Origin of the sequence: Rhizobium glycinendophyticum (assembly GCF_006443685.1) — a bacterium.
Classification (GTDB): domain Bacteria; phylum Pseudomonadota; class Alphaproteobacteria; order Rhizobiales; family Rhizobiaceae; genus Allorhizobium; species Allorhizobium glycinendophyticum.
In genome coordinates this window covers 491,134-510,850 of record NZ_VFYP01000002.1, presented here as the reverse complement: position 1 = coordinate 510,850, position 19,717 = coordinate 491,134, and the positions used below count along the sequence as shown (strand labels likewise).

The window sequence follows — 19,717 nt, the reverse complement described above, 5'->3', positions numbered from 1 at the left end:
TCAATCTCCCGCAGGTTTGCTCCGCATCTTCTTGACGTCGGCGCGACCCGATTTTTCCTTCAGGCGTCGCTCAATGGAGCCTTTCGTCGGTTTCGTCTTCTTGCGCGCGGGCGGTGGGGGCTTGGCCGCTTCAAGGATCAGTTCCTTTAGTCGTTCACGCGCGTCCTCGCGGTTGCGCTCCTGACTGCGATAGCGGCTGGCTTCCAGCATCAGGACGCCCTCTTTCGACAGGCGCTTGCCCGCGAGCTTTGCCGCGTTTTCCTTGACCCGGTCGCTGAGCGACGGCGAGCCCATGAGATTGAAGAAGAGCTGAACCGCCGTTGAGACCTTGTTGACGTGTTGACCGCCAGCGCCTCCCGCCAGAACGAATTGTTCCGTGAGCTCCCATCCCGCGATGATGATGCGGCTGTTGATCTGAAGGGGGTCGCTGGCCATGTCGTCGGTTCTTCCTTTGTCCGACCTCATATCGGCCGGGTCTTTTCAGAAGGCAAGCCCAACGCAAGAGCCCGGCTATTCGCCGGGCTCTTGTGGGTAGTGTCTGGTCACCTTATTCGGCAGCGATCCGGATACCCGGGGCTGCGTCGCGCACCTTGCCATCGACATGGGCTTCAAACTTGGCGAAGTTGTCGATGAACATGCCAACCAGCTTTTTCGCCTGGCTATCGTAGGCCTGTCCATCGGCCCAAGTCGAACGCGGGTCGAGGATCTTGGTATCGACGCCAGCGACGGCAACGGGGACGGCGAAGCCGAAATTGGCGTCGGTGCGCATATCGACCTTCTTCAACTCTCCGGTTAGCGCGGCCGTCAAAAGCGCACGGGTCGCCTTAATCGGCATGCGGTTACCAGTACCGAAAGCGCCGCCCGTCCAGCCGGTATTGACCAACCAGCAATCGACCTGGTGGCTAGCGATCAGGTCGCGCAGCAGGTTGCCGTACTCGGTCGGATGGCGCGGCATGAACGGCGCCCCGAAGCAGGTCGAGAAGGTCGCTTCCGGCTCCGTGACACCCTTTTCCGTACCGGCGACCTTGGCGGTGTAGCCGGACAGGAAGTGGTACATGGCCTGCTCGGGCGTCAGCTTGGCAATCGGGGGCAGCACGCCGAAAGCATCTGCCGTCAGCATGATGATTGTTTTCGGATGTGGTGCGCGACCGGTCTCCGAAGCATTCGGGATGAAATGCAGCGGATAAGCACAACGCGTATTTTCCGTCAGCGACCCGTCGTTGAAGTCCGGAACCCGGTCTTCATTCAGAACAACGTTTTCAAGAACGGTTCCGAAGCGCTTTGTCGTTGCATAGATTTCTGGTTCGGCCTCAGCCGACAGACGGATCGTCTTGGCGTAGCAGCCACCTTCAAAATTGAAGATACCGTTCTCGCCCCAGCCGTGTTCGTCGTCACCGATGAGCGTCCGGCTGGGATCGGCCGAGAGCGTGGTCTTGCCGGTGCCCGACAGACCGAAGAAGACGGCCGCGTCACCGTCAGGACCGACATTGGCCGAGCAATGCATCGGCATAACGCCCTTCGGCGGCAGGAGGTAGTTGAGCACCGTGAAGACCGACTTCTTCATCTCGCCGGCATAGGAGGTGCCACCGATCAGCACGAGGCCATTGGTGAGATCACAGGCGATGACCGTCTCGGTTCGGCATCCATGACGGGCCGGATCTGCGCGGAAGCTCGGTAGATCGATGATCGTCAGCTTAGGCACAAAGCTTTTCAAGGCCTCGCGCTCCGGGCGGATCAGCAGATTGCGGATGAACAGAGAGTGCCAGGCAAATTCTGTGACAACGCGTGTGGGAAGGGCATTGTCCGCGTCCGCTCCGCCAATCAAGTCCTGTACGAAGAGGTCCTTGCCGGCCGCATGAGCCAGCATGTCCTGATGCAGCACACGGAAATGCTCCGGCGACAACGGTTTGTTGTTGTCCCACCAGATCTGGTCCACGGTCTTGTCGTCGCGCACGACGAACTTGTCCTTCGCAGAACGGCCGGTGTGTTGCCCCGTGAGGGCGCGCAATGCGCCATCGGCCGTCAGCTCCGCCTCACCCCGACGAATCGCCTCTTCGTAGAGCGCACCCTCAAGAAGGTTGTAGCGAACGCTCGCGGCCCTTCCCAAGCCAGCTTCTGCGAGACCTGTCGCCAGGTTTCTGATGCCGAATTCCTCCATGATGCGCCGTCCTCTCGTATGGGCCACCTCTCCGATGGGAAAAACATAGATCGAAGACGGACGCGGCGCAAGGTAGCGTTCGAAAATAATCAACAATATCAATCATTTAATCGATTTAAAACACGGAACAGCCAGTTTAAATCGTTTAGTTCCCGTTATATTCCGTCAGTCCGCGACTGCTCTGGACGCTCCACAGAGGAGGCAAACACTCTTTTCGACCCGCCCTACCTTTCCCTTTGCCACAATTTGTTCCACCTTTATCCTCATGAAGCACTGCCGTGAAACCGGAGCTGGGCTGGGGTAGAGCCAGGAGCAGCGCTTAAGATATGATGGAGAGTTACATTATGCAGACGATCGCCCTGGTGGATGACGACCGCAACATTCTGACATCCGTCTCGATCGCGCTCGAAGCCGAAGGCTATAAGGTCGAAACCTATACCGACGGCGCATCGGCCCTTGATGGCCTCCTGGCACGGCCCCCGCAGCTTGCGATCTTCGATATCAAGATGCCTCGCATGGACGGGATGGAGCTGCTGCGCAGGCTGAGGCAGAAGTCCGATATTCCAGTGATTTTTCTCACTTCCAAGGACGAAGAGATCGATGAACTGTTCGGCCTGAAGATGGGTGCGGATGATTTCATCACCAAGCCCTTCTCCCAGCGCCTGCTGGTGGAGCGGGTGAAGGCCATTCTACGTCGTGCGGCAAGCCGGGAGAATCTGGCTGCGACCGGCGGAGCCTCTGCCAAGCCCGGCTCTGAGCAGCAGGCACGCACGCTGGAACGTGGTCAGCTGGTCATGGACCAAGAGCGCCACACTTGCACCTGGAAGGGCGATCCCGTCACCCTCACCGTTACGGAATTCCTGATTCTCCAGTCGCTTGCGCAGCGTCCGGGCGTGGTCAAGAGCCGTGACGCCTTGATGGATGCGGCTTATGACGAACAGGTTTATGTCGACGACAGGACGATCGACAGCCACATCAAGCGCTTGCGCAAGAAGTTCAAAATGGTCGACACCGACTTCGATATGATTGAAACCCTCTATGGTGTGGGCTACCGCTTCCGCGAGGCGGCTTAAGCTCCCGGCCTCGCCGATCTGCCGCGAATGGAGTTGCAGATTTAAGCGGCACGGGTGAAAGGGTGAGACTTGGCCAGGCAGATTGAAGATGGGGCATTGGAGGAGCTGGAGGGCGGCTCCGAACAGCGACGGCTGTTTTCCCATCCCTTCATTCTCATCCGACGGATCTTCGGCCACGCGCTGTTTTCCAGCCTGACGCGCCGGATCGTCTTCTTCAACCTCGCTGCGCTGATCGTGCTGGTCGGCGGGATCATGTATCTCAACCAGTTTCGCGAGGGTCTGATCGATGCGCGCGTCGAAAGCCTTCTGACGCAAGGCGAAATCATCGCCGCTGCGGTTTCGGCATCCGCCTCGGTCGACACGAACTCCATCACCATTGATCCGGAAAAGCTGCTGGAGCTTCAGGCCGGGCAAAGCATCACGCCGGTCCCCAATGACGAGGACCTCGAGTTCCCGATCAATCCGGAACGGGTCGCTCCCGTTCTCCGGCGGCTGATCTCACCGACCCGCATCCGCGCCCGGCTCTTCGATGCTGATGCCAATCTGCTGTTGGATTCGCGGCATCTTTATTCTCGCGGCCAAGTGCTGCGTTTTGACCTGCCGCCGGTGGACAACGACACGTCCAGCCTGACCGACTGGATTACCCGGATGTTCAATACCATCCTGCAACCCGGCAACCTTCCCATCTATAAGGAAGCGCCGGGCGGAGATGGATCGATTTACCCGGAAGTGATGAATGCGCTGACTGGCGTTCGTGGTGCGGTGGTTCGGGTCACCGATCAGGGCGAGCTGATCGTCTCCGTCGCCGTCCCTGTGCAACGCTCGCGTGCCGTTCTCGGTGTCTTGCTGCTGTCTACCCAGGCAGGCGATATCGACAAAATCGTTCATGCCGAACGTCTGGCCATCCTGCGCGTCTTTGGAGTGGCAACGCTTGTCAATATTGTCGTGTCGCTACTGTTGTCCTCGACGATAGCAAATCCCTTGCGCAGGCTTTCAGCCGCTGCAATCCGGGTGCGCCGCGGCGCCAAGGAGCGCGAAGAGATCCCTGACTTCTCCGTCCGTCAGGACGAGATCGGCAATCTGTCAATTGCGCTGCGCGAGATGACGACAGCACTTTACGACCGTATCGACGCGATCGAAAGCTTTGCCGCCGACGTCAGTCATGAACTCAAGAACCCGCTGACGTCGTTGCGCTCTGCCGTGGAAACCCTTCCCCTGGCGAAAACGCCGGAATCCCGGCAGCGGCTGATGGATATCATCCAACACGATGTTCGCAGGCTGGATCGACTGATCAGCGACATCTCCGACGCATCAAGACTCGACGCGGAACTGGCGCGCTCGGATGCAAAGCCGGTTGATCTGGAAATCCTGCTCTCAAGCCTTGTCGATATCTCCCGGGAAATCCGACACGGCAAGAAGGCTGTAAAGATTGACTATGTGATCGATCAGAAGCCAGGCTCCAGGCAGGGCTTCATCGTCAATGGACATGATCTGCGGCTCGGACAGATCGTCACCAATCTTATCGAAAATGCCCGCTCTTTCGTGCCAGAACAGGGTGGCTGCATCACGGTCCGTCTTTCGCGCACACGCACACGCTGCCTGATTCAGGTGGAAGACAACGGACCGGGTATTCAGGCGGAAGATATCGACCGGATCTTCGAGCGGTTTTACACCGACCGGCCCGAGGGCGAGAGCTTCGGCCAAAATTCGGGTCTGGGCCTTTCCATCAGCCGCCAGATCGCGGAAGCCCACGGCGGTACGCTGCGCGCGGAGAACGTCCTCGATGGCAAAGGGGGTCGCGTCACGGGGGCCCGCTTCATCCTGTCCTTGCCTGTCGAGATCGGCAATTGAGCGGCGAGCCGTCCAATGTGCACGGCACGGCCATTGTGGTCGATGGCACTGGGCTGCTGTTCATCGGCCCGTCCGGCAGCGGAAAGTCTGCCCTTGCATTTGACTGCCTGGCTGAGGCCAGTCTTCGCGGTCTTTCCGCGGCGCTCGTCTCAGACGATCAGGTTTTTCTGTCGCGCCGAAACGAACGGACTTTCGGGCAGAGGCCGGCGGCGATCCATGGCCTGATCGAGTTGCGCTACAGCGGCATCGTTGTTCTCGATAGTATCGAGGAAGCAGAACTCCATTTTGTTATCTCTCCTGTGGTCTCTGCGGACAGTCCTCGCCTGCCGCCGGAGGACGAACGGCTTTCGCTTTTGCGTGACATCGATCTTCCTGTGATAAGGGTACCGTTCTGGAGCCGTTTTCCGCTGGCTCTCATCTTGGCACAAATTGTCACGATGAAAGCAAAGCGCTCCTAAGCACGCGCTTTTGGCTTGCACTTCCCGTTTTCATGGACAAGATGGCGTCCTATCGATGGACGAACCACTGGTGTTGCGCTATCTGGCGACTTTTTCCGCTAAGGGGCAGTAGAGAATGATCGGACTTGTGCTTGTCACTCATGGCAAGCTGGCTGAAGAGTTTCATCACGCGGTGGAACATGTCGTCGGCCCACAGAAATGCATCGAGACGGTTTCCATTGGCCCCGAAGACGACATGGACCAGCGTCGTCAGGATATTCTGGATGCCGTCCTGCGCGCCGACGATGGGCACGGCGTGATCATTCTGACCGACATGTTTGGCGGCACGCCTTCCAACCTCGCCATCTCCGTCATGAACACCGGCCGGATCGAAGTCATCGCTGGGGTCAACCTTCCCATGCTCATAAAGCTCGCCGGCATTCGAGGCGACAACGACATGGACCGTGCCCTAGTGGAAGCGTCCGAAGCGGGCCGCAAATACATCAACGTCGCCAGCCGCGTCCTTAGTGGAAAGTGATGCAATGACTGCCCCACTTGCACGCGAGCTGCTGATCATCAACAAGCGCGGCCTTCATGCGCGCGCTTCCGCCAAATTCGTCCAGACAGTCAGCGGCTTCGACGCTCATGTTACCGTGTCGAAGGATGGAACCAGTGTCGGCGGCACCTCTATCATGGGCTTGATGATGCTGGCTGCCAGTCCCGGCTGCTCCATCAGCGTGACCGCATCCGGAAACGACGCCGAAGCGGTGCTCGATGCGCTCACGGCTTTGGTCGCAGATCGCTTCGGTGAGGAGATGTAAAGCATCTCCACATAAGGACATAAAGACTTCTTTATGTCTGATTGCCTTCTTTGACGATCCCTGCTAGGAACAGCGCAATCGCCGCGATATCAATGTCGCGGGTCGAGCGTTCCTCGTTTCTGCTTCAGGCGGAGACCGGGCCCAGATCCAGCCGGAGACTCTCATGAGCAAACATGACTACGTCATCGCCGACATCGGTCTTGCCGATTACGGTCGCAAGGAAATCAGCATTGCGGAGACGGAAATGCCGGGCCTGATGGCCTGCCGCGAAGAATTCGGCGCCAGCAAGCCGCTTACGGGTGCGCGCATCACCGGCTCGCTGCACATGACGATCCAGACTGCCGTGTTGATCGAGACGCTGGTTGCACTCGGCGCCGATGTGCGCTGGGCATCCTGCAACATCTTCTCGACCCAGGACCATGCGGCAGCCGCGATCGCCGCTGCCGGCATCCCGGTCTTCGCCATCAAGGGCGAGTCGCTGACCGACTACTGGGACTACACCGACCGCATCTTCCAGTGGGCCGATGGCGGCGTATCCAACATGATCCTCGACGATGGTGGCGACGCCACCATGTACATCCTGCTGGGTGCACGCGCCGAAGCAGGCGAAAACGTGCTGTCGAATCCCGGCTCTGAAGAAGAAGAGATTCTCTTCGCTCAGATCAAGAAGCGCCTCGCCGCCTCCCCAGGCTGGTTCACCAAGCAGCGGGATGCCATCAAGGGTGTCACGGAAGAAACCACCACAGGCGTGCACCGCCTCTACGAACTGGCCAAGAAGGGCCTCCTCCCCTTCCCGGCCATCAATGTCAACGACTCCGTGACCAAGTCGAAGTTCGACAACAAGTATGGTTGCAAGGAATCGCTGGTGGACGGCATTCGCCGTGGTACCGACGTGATGATGGCTGGCAAGGTTGCCGTCGTCTGCGGTTATGGCGACGTTGGCAAGGGTTCGGCCGCTTCGCTGCGTGGCGCCGGCGCCCGCGTCAAGGTGACGGAAGTCGACCCGATCTGCGCCCTGCAGGCTGCCATGGACGGCTTTGAAGTTGTCACGCTGGAAGATGTCGTTGCGTCTGCCGACATCTTCATCACCACAACGGGCAACAAGGACGTCATCCGCATCGAGCATATGCGCGAGATGAAGGATATGGCGATCGTCGGGAACATCGGTCACTTCGACAACGAGATCCAGGTCGCGGCTCTCCGAAACCTCAAGTGGACGAACATCAAGCCGCAGGTCGACATGATCGAGTTCCCCAAGGGCAACCGTATGATCCTGCTTTCGGAAGGTCGTCTCCTGAATCTCGGCAACGCAACGGGCCACCCGTCCTTCGTGATGTCCGCCTCGTTCACCAACCAGGTTCTGGGCCAGATCGAACTCTTTGTGAAGACCGACGAGTATAAGCCTGGCGTCTATGTCCTGCCGAAACACCTCGACGAAAAGGTCGCCCGCCTGCATCTGGAAAAGCTCGGCGTGAAGCTGACGACGCTTTCCGACGAACAGGCCGCCTATATCGGCGTCACGACGCAGGGTCCTTTCAAGGCAGAACACTATCGCTATTAAAATATAGCTGGATAATATCTACATCTAGTGGGCGACGCCTTGACAAAGGCGCCGCCTTCTTTTTTGGGCCTCGGCCTTCCCGCCACTTTCCATCGGCGGTATTGTTTTAGAACTTGATTCGTGGACCGCACGAGCGGACTGCGAACACGGATGTCTTGTCGACGATGCGGCACATAATGAGACGGAGACAGACCGAGAATGTCGGTAGATCAACGCACCCCGCGTTTGCGGGATACGGCTATGATGGCCGGTATTTCGAGCCTTTGGCGGCACAATCTTGAACTAAAACCTTCAGGGCGGAGCTCCACCGTCCCGCGGCAAAGCGTGGTCGGATCGCTGCGAAGGATCCTGGCTGGCAGCAGTGTGCTGGCGGGGATGCTGTCGCCATCGCTCGCTCGGGCGGAAGCGGTTCAATCCATCGTTGGCGATTTTAACAGGGTCGATGTTGCAGGCTATGCCCTTCTGCTTGGCGCTCTTTCGGCTGCCCTGGTGTCCGCGGGCTGGCTTGCGCGGCAGCGCAACCGCCTGGAATCCGAGAGCCGCGGCCTGCGTTCGGAACTCTCGGTCAGCCAACACAAGATTTCCAAATATCAGGCCTTCATTGCCGACAAGAACCGGCGTGTTGTCATTTGGGACGGCCAGAACAGCAAGGCCGAGCTTCTTGGCCAATTGCCGAGCGAAACCGGGGCGCCGCAGAACGATGGTGATTTCCTTGCGTTCGGCCGTTGGTTGACACCAGGATCCGCAAGTGAAGTGGAACGAGCTATCGAAGCTCTGCGCTCCCATGCCTCTACCTTCGATCTCGTGGTGGAGACCAGCCGTGGGGAGGTTATCGAGGTTCAGGGGCGCCTCTATGGCGGGCGTGCCTATGCCGTTTTCCTCGCCCTCAACAATCTATGGGCAGAGCTGGCAGAGCTGAAGATCGAGCGCAACCGTCTGCGCAACTCGATCGCTTCCTTCGAGTCCCTTCTGGATTCGATCGAGCAACCGGTGTGGCAGAGAGACGCCGAGGGACGGCTGACCTGGGTGAACCACGCTTACTGCGAGGCAGTAGAGGCGAGCTCCCCCAATCAGGCGGTCCAGGAGGGCCGGGAGATCCTCGGAACACTGACGCGCGAGAAGATCAAGGCCACCACCACGCCGGAATCGCCGTTCCGGGACACGGTCTCGACTGCAGTGCGCGGCGGGCGGACGTTCTTCGAGGTCGTGGACGTGCGCGGGCCGGCGGGATCCTGTGGCATGGCGATCGATGTCTCCTCGGCGGAGACTTTGCGTGAGGAACTTGTTCGCACCCTGAAAAGCCATGCCGAAACGCTTGATCATTTGGCAACGCCCGTGGCGATTTTCGATGCCGATAGACACCTGCAGTTCTACAATCAGGCCTTCGTGCAGCTTTGGGGTCTCGAGACATCCTTCCTCGAATCGCGGCCCGATCATGCGGAGCTCCTTGACCGGCTGCGCTCTGCGCATAAGCTGCCAGAACAGCTGAGCTGGAAGGCCTGGAAAGAGAGCTGCCTTTCGGTTTATCGCGCGCTGGAAACCCAGACCGACCTCTGGCACCTTCCGAACGGACAGACGCTCCGCGTTATCGCCTCGGCCCACCCGCAAGGCGGCGTCACGTGGATGTTCGAAAATCTGACCGAGCAGGTGAGCCTGGAAACCCGCTACAACACGCTGCTTCAGGTTCAGGGCGAGACCATTGATCACCTTTCCGAAGGGGTGGCGGTGTTTGGTCCAGACGGCCGAATCCAGCTTTCTAACCCCGCCTTTCGGGCGCTCTGGGGCATCACGGAAGCTCAGGCGGCCGTTGGAACCCATATCCGCCTGCTCGAAGCGGCCTGCAAGTCGTCCTATGACAAGGCTGACGGCTGGAAGGCATTCGGCAAGATGATCACCAGCTTCGAGGACGAACGCCCGTCGAGCCAGGGAACACTGGAGCTCTATTCCGGTCTTGTCCTCGACTATGCCGTAACGCCTCTGCCAAATGCCCAGACCATGCTGACCTTCGTCAACATGACCGATAGCGTGCGGGCCGAACGTGCGCTCAAGGAGAAGAACGAAGCGCTGCGCAAGGCGGACGAGCTGAAGAATGATTTTGTCCAGCACGTTTCTTATGAACTGCGCTCACCGCTGACCAACATCATCGGCTTCACCGACCTCCTGAAGACACCGGCCATCGGGCCGCTGAATGAGCGTCAGTCCGAATATGTCGACCACATCTCGACATCCTCGTCGCTGCTGCTGACGATCGTGAACGACATTCTTGACCTTGCCACCGTCGACGCCGGCATCATGCAGCTCGACTATTCCGAGATCGACCTCAGCGATCTTCTTGATGACGTCTCCATGCAGATGACGGATCGCCTGCAGGAAGGCGGCGTCACCCTCGAAATCTCGGCACCCTCGCAGCTAGGCCACATCATTGCCGATCGTCAGCGTTTGAAGCAGATCCTGATCAAGATCCTGACCAACGCGGTCAATTTCGCTCCCGAAGGGACAGCCGTGAAAATGAAGTGCTGGCGCGAAGGTGTCGACTTCGTGTTCTCCGTCACGGACCGTGGACGCGGCATGGAAGCAGAAATGCTGTCCTCAGCCTTCGATCGGTTCTCAACCAATCCCAAGGGCGGAAAGCGCAGCGGTCCGGGCCTCGGCCTCTCGATCGTGCGCAGTTTCGTCAACCTGCATCACGGTGAAGTGTCGATCGACAGTGCACCCGGCCAGGGCACCACCGTCAATTGCCGCATCCCGTCGGCCAGCATTCCGCAAGTGATCGCCGCAGCCGAATGACGGAGCAACTGGATCTGAACGAGCAGAACCTGCCGGACGAGACCGCAACGGTCGAGTTCGGCCAGGATCTGGCGCTCGCACTTCAAGCCGGCGACTGCGTTGCGCTGTGGGGAGATCTGGGCGCTGGAAAATCGACCCTCTGCCGCGCGCTCTTGCGCGCAATCGCAGATGATCCGGACCTTGAGGTTCCGAGCCCCACATTCACGCTCGTGCAGAGTTACGAGATTCGGATTCCGGTTTCGCATTTCGATCTCTACCGCCTCGCCGATGTCAGCGAGCTCGATGAGCTCGGCTTTGACGAAGCCCTCTCGGCAGGGATCTGTCTGGTGGAATGGCCCGAGAGAGCCGGCCGTGCCTTGCCTAAGAAGCGGATCGACATCCGCTTCCAGTTTACGGCAGAGGGCGGCAGGATCGTCTCGATCTCGGCGCCAGAGGCCAAGATGGCAAGGCTTCACCGTGTCTGGCAGATTAGGCGTTTCCTCGATGACCAAGGTTTTCCGCATGCGGCGAGACGCCATCTCACAGGCGACGCGTCCAGTCGCGCCTATGAGCATATTTATCCTGGGAACGGTGATGCGCGTCTGGTGCTGATGGACGCGCCGGCGCGGCCAAACGGACCGCCGATCCGGGACGGAAAGCCCTATTCACAGATTGTCCACCTGGCAGAGGACGTCTATCCCTTCGTTGCCATCGATGAAGCTCTTCGCGCACGCGGATTTGCGGCTCCGGCCATTTTGGCGGCAGATTGCGATTCTGGTATACTTCTGCTGGAGGATCTGGGCACGGAGGGCGTTCTCGACCCGCAAGGGAACCCAATCGAAGAACGCTATAGAGCAGCCGCGGCTTGTCTGGCCGCGATCCATGACGCTTCATTCGACCGTAAGATCCACCTCAAAGGTGGGGATTTGCACGTCATCCCGGACTTCGACCGGCCTGCAATGAAGATGGAAGTCGAGCTACTGCTGGACTGGCACCTTCCCTGGAAGCGGAACGGAGCAGCGGTCAACGACGTGGAGCGGGAGGCCTATCTCGGCATCTGGGACAGTCTGATCGATGAGCTGGCGGCGGTGGAGAAATCCATCGTGCTGCGCGACTTTCACTCTCCGAACATAATATGGCGGGGCGATCGCACCGGTCACGACCGAATCGGGCTCATCGATTTTCAAGATGCGATGATGGGGCCCTCGGCTTATGACTTGGTCTCTCTCGTTCAGGATGCGCGCGTGACCATCCCCCGGCCGCTGATGGATCAGTTGATGGCCGATTATCTCGCCCTTCGGAACAAGGCCGCAGGCTTCGACGAAGCCGGCTTCCTCAAGGGCTGGGCCATTATGTCCGCTCAGAGGGCCTGCAAGCTGAACGGACTTTGGGTTCGTTTGCTGAAACGAGATGGAAAGCCCGGGTATATGCGACATATGCCGAGAACACTCTGGCATTTGTCGGTGGCGTTTGAGCATCCCGTGCTTACCCCCTTGCGCAGCTGGTGCGCAGAGGCTGGAATCGAACTTCCCGAATCAGCGGCGTAGTTCAAATGACCATCACACAAGCCATGGTACTCGCGGCCGGTCTCGGTACGCGAATGAGACCTATCACCGACACGACGCCTAAACCGCTCGTCAAGATCGGCGGCAAGGCAATGATCGACTATGCGCTGGATGCTCTGAGAGAAGCAGGCGTTACGACGGTGGTGGTCAATGTCCATCATCATGCAGACCAGATGGAGCGCCATTTGGCGAACGTCGAAGGGTTGGACATCATCATTTCAGACGAGCGGGCGCGGCTGATGGATTCCGGCGGCGGGCTGGCCCGGGGCCTTAAACTCCTCGATCGCGCTGTACCGGCTCTCGTGATGAATGCGGATCTGTTCTGGATCGGTGAACCTGAGGGAAAACCTTCTAACCTCACGCGGTTAGGTAACCGTTTCGACCCCGGGACCATGGATATGGCGATGCTCTGCGTTGAAGAGAGCCGCACGACTGGCCACAATGGTAAGAACGACTTTTCCATGGCTGCGGACGGAGCGCTGACACGCTTTCGCGTCGGAGATCCTGCCCCGGTCGTCTATGCTGGTGCGCTGACCCTGATGCCGGCGCTGTTGTCCGACGCCCCGGAGGAACCCTTCAATCTCAACATCTATTTTGACCGTGCGATCGCCGCGCGACGGCTATTTGGAGAGCAACTCGAAGGACATTGGCTGACGGTTGGCACACCGGATGCTGTCGCACCGGCCGAGGCTATGATCGCTCGCTATCGGCAGGAGAGTTGAACGTGGCAGCGGAATCCCCCCGTGTCTTTACCATTCCACCGGGGCGTCCTTTCCTTAAGACGCTGACGCAGGCGCTGCTCGACGGTTCGCTGGTGCAAGGTTACCGCTACGACCCCAACGACCCCCTGTCCCTAGCCAAGGTGACCATTCTCGTGCCGACGCGACGCGCGGCACGTGTGCTGCGGTCGGAATTTGTGGATCTGCTGGGAGGTCGGTCCGCAATCTTGCCTAACATTCGACCTCTCGGCGAAACGGACGATGACATCGGCTATTTCGATCAGGGCACGCCTCTCCTGATGGATCTCGCCCCGCCGGTCAGCGGCACAGTCATGCTGCTTGAGCTTGCCCGCTTGATCCTCGCCTGGCGAAACCAGTTGCCGGAAATCGTGCGCTCAATTCACAGCGACACGCCTCTTGTCGCTCCCGCAAGCCCGGCCGATGCCGTCTGGCTTGCTCGAGCGCTCGTCGAGTTGATCGAAGCGGCTGAGACTGAAGGCTGCGACTGGGAAAACCTGAACAACCTCCAATCGGCAGACTTCGGTTCCTGGTGGCAGCTGACGCTGGAATTCCTCAAGATCGCAACGACTTTCTGGCCTGAACGACTGAAGGAACTGGTGCGTTCGTCGCCCGCCCGGCACCGCGACGCCGTGTTGCGGGCTGAGGCCGAGCGCCTTCGCCGGGCGGCGTCCACCGGGCCGATCATCGTTGCTGGGTCGACGGGCTCGATTCCGGCTGCGGCGGAATTAATCGCTGCGATTGGTGGACTTGATAACGGGGTCGTCGTGCTGCCCGGCCTCGACCAACATATGCCGGAAGAAGACTGGCTGAAGCTGAATGATCGAGGCATGTCGGCCCTTGCGCCCAACCCGGCCGTTCGCGGGCATCCTCAGTATGGCCTCGCCCAGCTTTTGCGACACATGGGTATGGAGCGCAGCGAGATTACTGCGCTCGCCCAAGCAGAGGCCGTGCTGCAGGATCGGACGGAGATCGTCTCCCGGGCCATGGCGCCGGCCGAAGCCACCGACAGCTGGAAGTCTTGGCGCGACGATTTCGCAACCGGGCGCGTCTTGGCGGCTTTCCAAGACGTATCTTTGATCGAAGCAGCGAATGAGAGAGAGGAGGCGACGGCTATTGCAATAGCGCTTCGGCTTGCCCTCGAAGAGACGGCCGATGTCTCGGAAAGCCGCGTTGCCTTGATCACGCCCGACCGCGCGCTTGCGCGCCGCGTCATGTCCGAGTTGGCTCGCTTCGGTATCGAGGCCGACGATTCGGCGGGTACGCCATTGACGGGTACTCTTGCCGCTACCCTGACCCAGATCGTCACGGAAGCCTGCCTGAGGCCCGGCGACCCAGTCCCGATCGTGTCCCTGATCAAGCATCCGCTTGCCCGGTTCGGATTTTCTGAGGAAGCGATGCGCAGGGCTGCCGATGCGCTTGAGGTCATCGCTTTGCGCGGCGGCATCCGCATGCTGGATCTTGCCGAGATGGAGGTCCTCTTCGAGGAGGGGATGGTCGAACATCTGGCGGACCGGCACAAGCCCCAGTGGCGCCTCTCCGTCCCGCCGGAAGACCTCGAACTTGCTCGCCTTCTGGCGAGCAAGATTGTTGCAGGGGTGGAGCCACTGATTTCCGCAGTTGTTCGATCGACGGACGGTTCATCGCTGACGCATCGGTTTACCCTTGCCGATTGGGCCGAACGGACGGGCCGTGTTCTGGAGGCGGTTTGCATTGACGACCGACAGAATCTCGCGGCCCTATGGGGCAATGAGGGCGGCGAGACGCTGGCGCAACTGCTAGGTCAGGTGATGGAGGCCGACGGACAGATCGAGGCGGACGGAGGGCAATGGGTGGAGATCCTGACGGCGCTGATGGCCGGTCAGGCGGTCAAACCGAGAGCCATGCGCCATCCACGCGTCTTTATCTTCGGTACGCTCGAAGCCCGCCTGCAGAATGTCGACATGATGGTCATCGGCGGCATGAACGAGGGCAGCTGGCCGGGCCAGACCAAAAACAATCCCTTCCTATCGCGGATGATGAAGACCGACATCGGACTCGAACCACCCGAGCGACAGACCGGTCAGGTCGCGCACGACTTCCAGATGGCCTGTGGGACGCGCAAACTGATCTTCACCCGTGCGCTTCGACAGGGATCCGCCCCAACCGTTGCCTCCCGCTGGCTCCAGCGGCTTTTGGCGCTGGGGGGGCGTGAACTCGAGGAAGCAATGAAGCTGCGCGGCCAGGTGTTTCGCCGCTATGCCGATTTAATCGACCAGGGAGACAGCCAGCCGCCTGCCCAGCGTCCGGCGCCCCGGCCCCGTCTCGAACTTCAGCCTCAATCCTTCAGCTTTTCCGAAGTTGGCCGGTTCCGACGGGACCCCTATGCGATTTACGCGCGACGCATCCTCAGGCTCGATGCCGTGGAGCCGTTCAATCAGGATCCCGGTGCGGCGGAGCGTGGTACCCTTTATCATCGAATTGTCGATCGTTTCGTTCGAGAGAACCACGATCCCAGTCGCCGCGACGCCATCGACATCCTACGTGCCATCACCGACGAGGAGTTCCTGACGGAGGCCCTTCCCCTGCACCTCGACGTCGTGTGGCGCCAGCGCTTCTACGCCGTGGCATCCGAATTTATCGAATGGGAACGCAAGCGACGTCCGGAACTGCGCCGGATCCTGACGGAGGTCCGGGGGAGCGTAGTTCTGGAGCCCGTCGGCATCACCATCAGCGGCCTCGCCGACCGCATCGATATCAAGGGCAGCGGTTATGCAGACATCATCGACTACAAGACGGGTTTGGCGCCCAGTGTCGGGCAAGCCCGCAGCCTGCTCGATCCACAGCTGGCGCTTGAAGCCGCCGCCCTTCTGCAAGGGGCGTTCAAACCCGCCGGGCAGGTGCGACCGGAAAACCTGATCTATGTTCGCCTGAGGCCTGGGGACCGGTTCAAGGTGGATCCCGTGAACAACGAACTTAGCGGGCGCGGAGACAACAAGAAATCGGCAGCTGATCTGGCATCGCAGGCGGTCGATGAACTTGGCCGCTTCGTTGCCGCTCTCCATAGCGGGGAGCGCGGTTATGTCTCAAGGCTCATTCCCGCCGAGCAAAACAGTTACGGTGGCGAATACGATCATCTCGCGCGCGTCGCCGAGTGGTCGACGGCCGATACCGAGGAGGCGAGCGCCGATGAGTGAAAGCGATCTCGGCATCGACACGTTGCCCAGCAACAGCGACCCCGCCGCGTTGCTGGACTGGACCTCGCGAGAACAGTCCCGGGCCTCCCATCCAGGCCAGTCGGCCTGGGTGTCTGCTAATGCCGGTTCCGGCAAGACGCATGTCTTGACGCAGCGGGTGATCCGCCTGCTGCTCGCTGGCGCTCGCCCCTCCTCTATCCTCTGCCTCACCTATACCAAGGCTGCGGCTTCAGAGATGTCGAACCGCGTGTTTCAGCGCTTGGCTGAGTGGGCGACGCTCGATGACGCCGAGTTGTCTCAGCGGATTGCCAGGATTGAGCAGCGACAACCGGATCGCGTGACGCTCGCAACTGCTCGACGGCTATTTGCAAAAGCTTTGGAAACACCGGGTGGGTTGAAAATCCAGACCATCCACGCCTTCTGCGAGGCCTTGCTGCATCAATTTCCGCTGGAAGCGAATGTTGCTGGCCACTTCAATGTCTTGGACGATCGTGCGGCCGTAACCGTTCTTGCAGAGGCCAGGCGATCACTTTTGACGGCGACATCCACGGAAAACGATCCCGCGCTCGCCGAAGCTTTCTCCAAGGTTCTGAGCATTGCGGATGAAAGCGGATTGGAGAACCTGATCGGCGATATCGTTGCCAATCGGCACGCCGTACGTGATTTTCGTGGGGCAGCAGAAAGGTTTGGCGGGCTTGATCTCGCGCTGCGGCAGCGTTTCGGCATAGGTCCGACCGAAACCGAACTCTCGCGCGCCGCGGATTACTGGCCCCTTGCTGGGCTCTCGGGACCGAGCTTTGCGCATTATATCCGGCTGGCTTTGGAGAAGGGTGGAGAAAAGGTCCGCGCCGTTGCCGAGACCTTAGAACGTGCTCTTGTCGAAACCGATCCCCTGCTACGGGTAAGCCTGATCGATAGTGCCTTTTTGACAAGTTCGGAAACTGCCAAGGCCGATAGTTCCCTTATCGCCGCAGCCATGACGAAAGCGGCGCCCGAGCTTAAAGATGCCGTCATCGCTGCGCGCGAGCATGTCATGACGAGGCGCGACAGACTGCGGATATTCCGCATGTACGAAGCGACAAAGGCAGCCCTAACGCTCGCCCTGCGGCTGGACACTGATTACGAGGAGCTTAAGAAGCGGCGTTCACAGCTCGATTTCGAGGACCTGATCGTCCGCACCGCACAACTGCTGACGCGCAGCGATGTCGGCGCCTGGGTGCATTACAAACTTGACCAGGGCATCGATCATATCCTGGTCGACGAGGCGCAGGATACGAGCCCTATCCAATGGGCCGTTATTCGGTCGTTGCGGGAAGACTTCTTCAGCGGAGCCAGCGCGAAAGCGGGCATCCGCACCTTTTTCGCCGTGGGTGATGAGAAGCAGTCAATCTATTCCTTTCAGGGCGCACGTCCGGAACAGTTTTCGGCCGAGGCGAAGCAGACACAAACGGCTGTGTCCCAGAGCGGCCAGACCTTCAACGCGGTCCGATTGCCCCTCTCCTTCCGTTCCACCGAATCCGTTCTGCAGGCGGTTGATCAGGTATTCCTTGCACCGGAGAACCGTCGCGGCCTAAGCGCCGGCGGAGATGATATTGTTCATCGCTCCAGCCGGATTGGGCAACCCGGCGTCGTCGACGTTTGGGATATGATTGTCGCCGACAAACAGGAAAAGACGGAAGACTGGACCGCGCCTTTCGATGCAACGCCGGAAAGCGCACCGTCTGCGCTTCTGGCCAGGCGGATCGCCTACCAGATCCGCGAGATGGTCGGGCGCCAAACGATCATCGAAGACGGGCGCGTGCGCTTGATTCGGCCGGGCGATATCCTGGTTCTCGTCCGCAAACGCGACAGTTTCGTCAATTCCCTGACCCGTGCACTCAAGCGGCCGTATAACATTCCTGTCGCTGGTGCCGATCGGTTGAAGCTAACGAGCCACATCGCGGTCCAGGACATGCTGGCTCTGGGACGCTTCATGCTGCTGCCGAACGACGACCTGTCGCTCGCGGCGCTCTTGAAGTGCCCGCTCTTCAATCACGCAGAAGACGATCTTCTGACGCTAGCTTCGGAGCGGCCGGAAGGCGAGAGCCTGTGGCACCGTTTGCAGCACCAGGCTGAGCCTGAGGATTCCCCCTGGCGCCGAACCTTCGAGACGCTCACCTTATTTTTCGAGCAGTCGCGTGTGTTTTCGGTCCACGACTTCTTCGCCCGCGTGCTTGGCGCTCACCATGGGCGCAAGGCGTATCTCGCGCGGCTCGGATCTGAGGTGAGCGACATTCTCGACGAATTCCTGAGCTTTGCCCTCGCATTCGAGACGGCTGGTCTGCCCGGCCTGCAATCCTTCATCTCGACGCTGGAGATGGAAGCGCCGGAGGTGAAGCGTGAGCAGGACAAGGAGCGGAACGAAGTCCGCATCATGACCGTGCATGCCTCCAAAGGATTGGAGGCACCGATCGTGTTTCTGGTCGATGGTGGTTCAAAGCCATTCAACAGCAACCACCTGGCGAAGTTTCGCCTGCTGGAGGCGGAAGATGGTGTTGCAACCCCATTCTGGGTGCCGGGAAAGTCTCTGTCCAACTCCCTGACACAGCGTGACAGCGATCGACTGCAAGCTCTTGCGGAAGAGGAATATCGCCGGCTGCTCTATGTGGCGATGACACGGGCAGCTGACCGACTGATCATCGCCGGTTATCGCGGCGTCAATGATCCCGGCGATATCTGGCACCGGATGGTCCTCGACGCCCTCAAAGCCGACGAAACACGCTGCGTACCAGCAGAGTATCATGGGCCGGATGGAACCTGGAACGGCGTCCGTTGGAGCATGCCGGATCGAGACCGCGAATTTCCCCAAGCGCTCGAATCCAGCGAAGAACAGCATACGATCGACCTGCCGAAACATCTGTGGCGGCCTCTTCCCCCGCCCATCGCGCTACCACGTCCTTTAAGCCCATCGACCGCGGGAAGCATTCTGATCGATGACGACAGCGAGGACATGATCACGGCCTCGGCTCTCTTCGTATCGGATGAGAAGCCGGACATTGCCCTTCAGCGGGGTCGCCTGATCCACCGCATGCTGCAAAACCTTCCCGAGGTTCCCCGGGCGGAGTGGGCCGATGCGGCGGAGCGCTACGTGAACAGGTCGGCCCGTTTCTGGCCAATGCCAGAACGCCAGCGCCTCATCTCGACGGTATTGTCTATTCTGGAAAATCCAGACCTGACATCACTCTTCACTGACAGAAGCCAGGCGGAAGTCTCCGTCATGGGAACGCTGATGCTGCGTGGTGAGCCCCGGGCCGTTTCCGGCCGTCTGGACCGCATGGCCGTCCTTCCGGACAAGGTCGTGATCGCCGACTACAAGACCAACCGAAAACCGCCCCGCGACGCTGCCTCAGCACCCCTCTCGCACCGCGCACAGCTTGCGATCTACAGAGAGATCCTGAAACCGCTTTACACCGAAAAGTCCATCGAATGCTGGCTCGTCTACACCGAGACCGGAAGCCTCGTCCGTCTTGACGACACAGTCCTTGCGCGCTCCCTTGCCGACCTTCAAACATCGTGACATACCGCATATTGAA

At 59.8% G+C, this 19,717-nt stretch carries 13 protein-coding genes; 11 read left to right on the top strand and 2 right to left on the bottom strand.

Going from position 1 to position 19,717, the window contains the following annotated elements:
- Positions 1 to 435: an alternative ribosome rescue aminoacyl-tRNA hydrolase ArfB gene (arfB, locus tag FJQ55_RS17005; protein ID WP_140829986.1), complete on the bottom strand. Its 435-nt coding sequence runs from the start codon at positions 433 to 435 to the stop codon at positions 1 to 3.
- Positions 436 to 547: 112 nt separating this feature from the next.
- A complete protein-coding gene (locus FJQ55_RS17000; protein ID WP_140829984.1) occupies positions 548 to 2,158 on the bottom strand; it encodes a phosphoenolpyruvate carboxykinase in 1,611 nt (536 codons plus the stop codon).
- 344 nt (positions 2,159 to 2,502) lie between these two features.
- Between FJQ55_RS17000 and FJQ55_RS16995 the strand changes: the two genes are divergently transcribed.
- The 11 genes from FJQ55_RS16995 (at position 2,503) to addA (ending at position 19,701) form a co-directional block, all read left to right on the top strand.
- On the top strand, positions 2,503 to 3,231 hold the full coding sequence (locus tag FJQ55_RS16995; protein WP_140829981.1) for a response regulator transcription factor: 729 nt from the start codon (positions 2,503 to 2,505) through the stop codon (positions 3,229 to 3,231).
- A gap of 69 nt (positions 3,232 to 3,300) precedes the next feature.
- Entirely contained in the window at positions 3,301 to 5,082 is a 1,782-nt protein-coding gene (locus FJQ55_RS16990) for a sensor histidine kinase (protein WP_140829979.1), read from the top strand.
- Positions 5,079 to 5,540, top strand: coding sequence for an HPr kinase/phosphorylase (locus tag FJQ55_RS16985; RefSeq protein WP_140829977.1), 462 nt, complete (start codon positions 5,079 to 5,081; stop codon positions 5,538 to 5,540). Before FJQ55_RS16990 ends, FJQ55_RS16985 begins: the two co-directional genes overlap by 4 nt.
- 115 nt (positions 5,541 to 5,655) lie before the next feature.
- Entirely contained in the window at positions 5,656 to 6,057 is a 402-nt protein-coding gene (locus tag FJQ55_RS16980; protein ID WP_062281551.1) for a PTS sugar transporter subunit IIA, read from the top strand.
- Positions 6,058 to 6,061: 4 nt separating this feature from the next.
- The gene (locus tag FJQ55_RS16975) at positions 6,062 to 6,340 is read left to right on the top strand and encodes an HPr family phosphocarrier protein (RefSeq protein WP_140829975.1); all 279 of its coding nucleotides are present in this window, start codon (positions 6,062 to 6,064) and stop codon (positions 6,338 to 6,340) included.
- Between the two features lie 163 nt (positions 6,341 to 6,503).
- Positions 6,504 to 7,901 (top strand): adenosylhomocysteinase, encoded by a 1,398-nt coding sequence (gene ahcY, locus FJQ55_RS16970; protein ID WP_140829974.1) that lies wholly within the window; start codon positions 6,504 to 6,506, stop codon positions 7,899 to 7,901.
- Positions 7,902 to 8,276: 375 nt separating this feature from the next.
- A complete protein-coding gene (locus tag FJQ55_RS16965) occupies positions 8,277 to 10,688 on the top strand; it encodes a PAS domain-containing sensor histidine kinase (RefSeq protein ID WP_140830093.1) in 2,412 nt (803 codons plus the stop codon).
- Entirely contained in the window at positions 10,685 to 12,214 is a 1,530-nt protein-coding gene (tsaE, locus tag FJQ55_RS16960) for a tRNA (adenosine(37)-N6)-threonylcarbamoyltransferase complex ATPase subunit type 1 TsaE (protein ID WP_140829973.1), read from the top strand. The genes FJQ55_RS16965 and tsaE overlap by 4 nt, the downstream gene beginning before the upstream one ends.
- A gap of 5 nt (positions 12,215 to 12,219) precedes the next feature.
- Positions 12,220 to 12,954, top strand: a complete 735-nt coding sequence (locus FJQ55_RS16955) for a nucleotidyltransferase family protein (protein WP_140829971.1) — start codon at positions 12,220 to 12,222, stop codon at positions 12,952 to 12,954.
- 2 nt (positions 12,955 to 12,956) lie between these two features.
- Positions 12,957 to 16,145: a double-strand break repair protein AddB gene (gene addB / locus FJQ55_RS16950; RefSeq protein ID WP_140829970.1), complete on the top strand. Its 3,189-nt coding sequence runs from the start codon at positions 12,957 to 12,959 to the stop codon at positions 16,143 to 16,145.
- Positions 16,138 to 19,701: a double-strand break repair helicase AddA gene (gene addA, locus FJQ55_RS16945; protein ID WP_140829969.1), complete on the top strand. Its 3,564-nt coding sequence runs from the start codon at positions 16,138 to 16,140 to the stop codon at positions 19,699 to 19,701. The genes addB and addA overlap by 8 nt, the downstream gene beginning before the upstream one ends.
- The last annotated feature ends 16 nt before the right edge of the window (positions 19,702 to 19,717 follow it).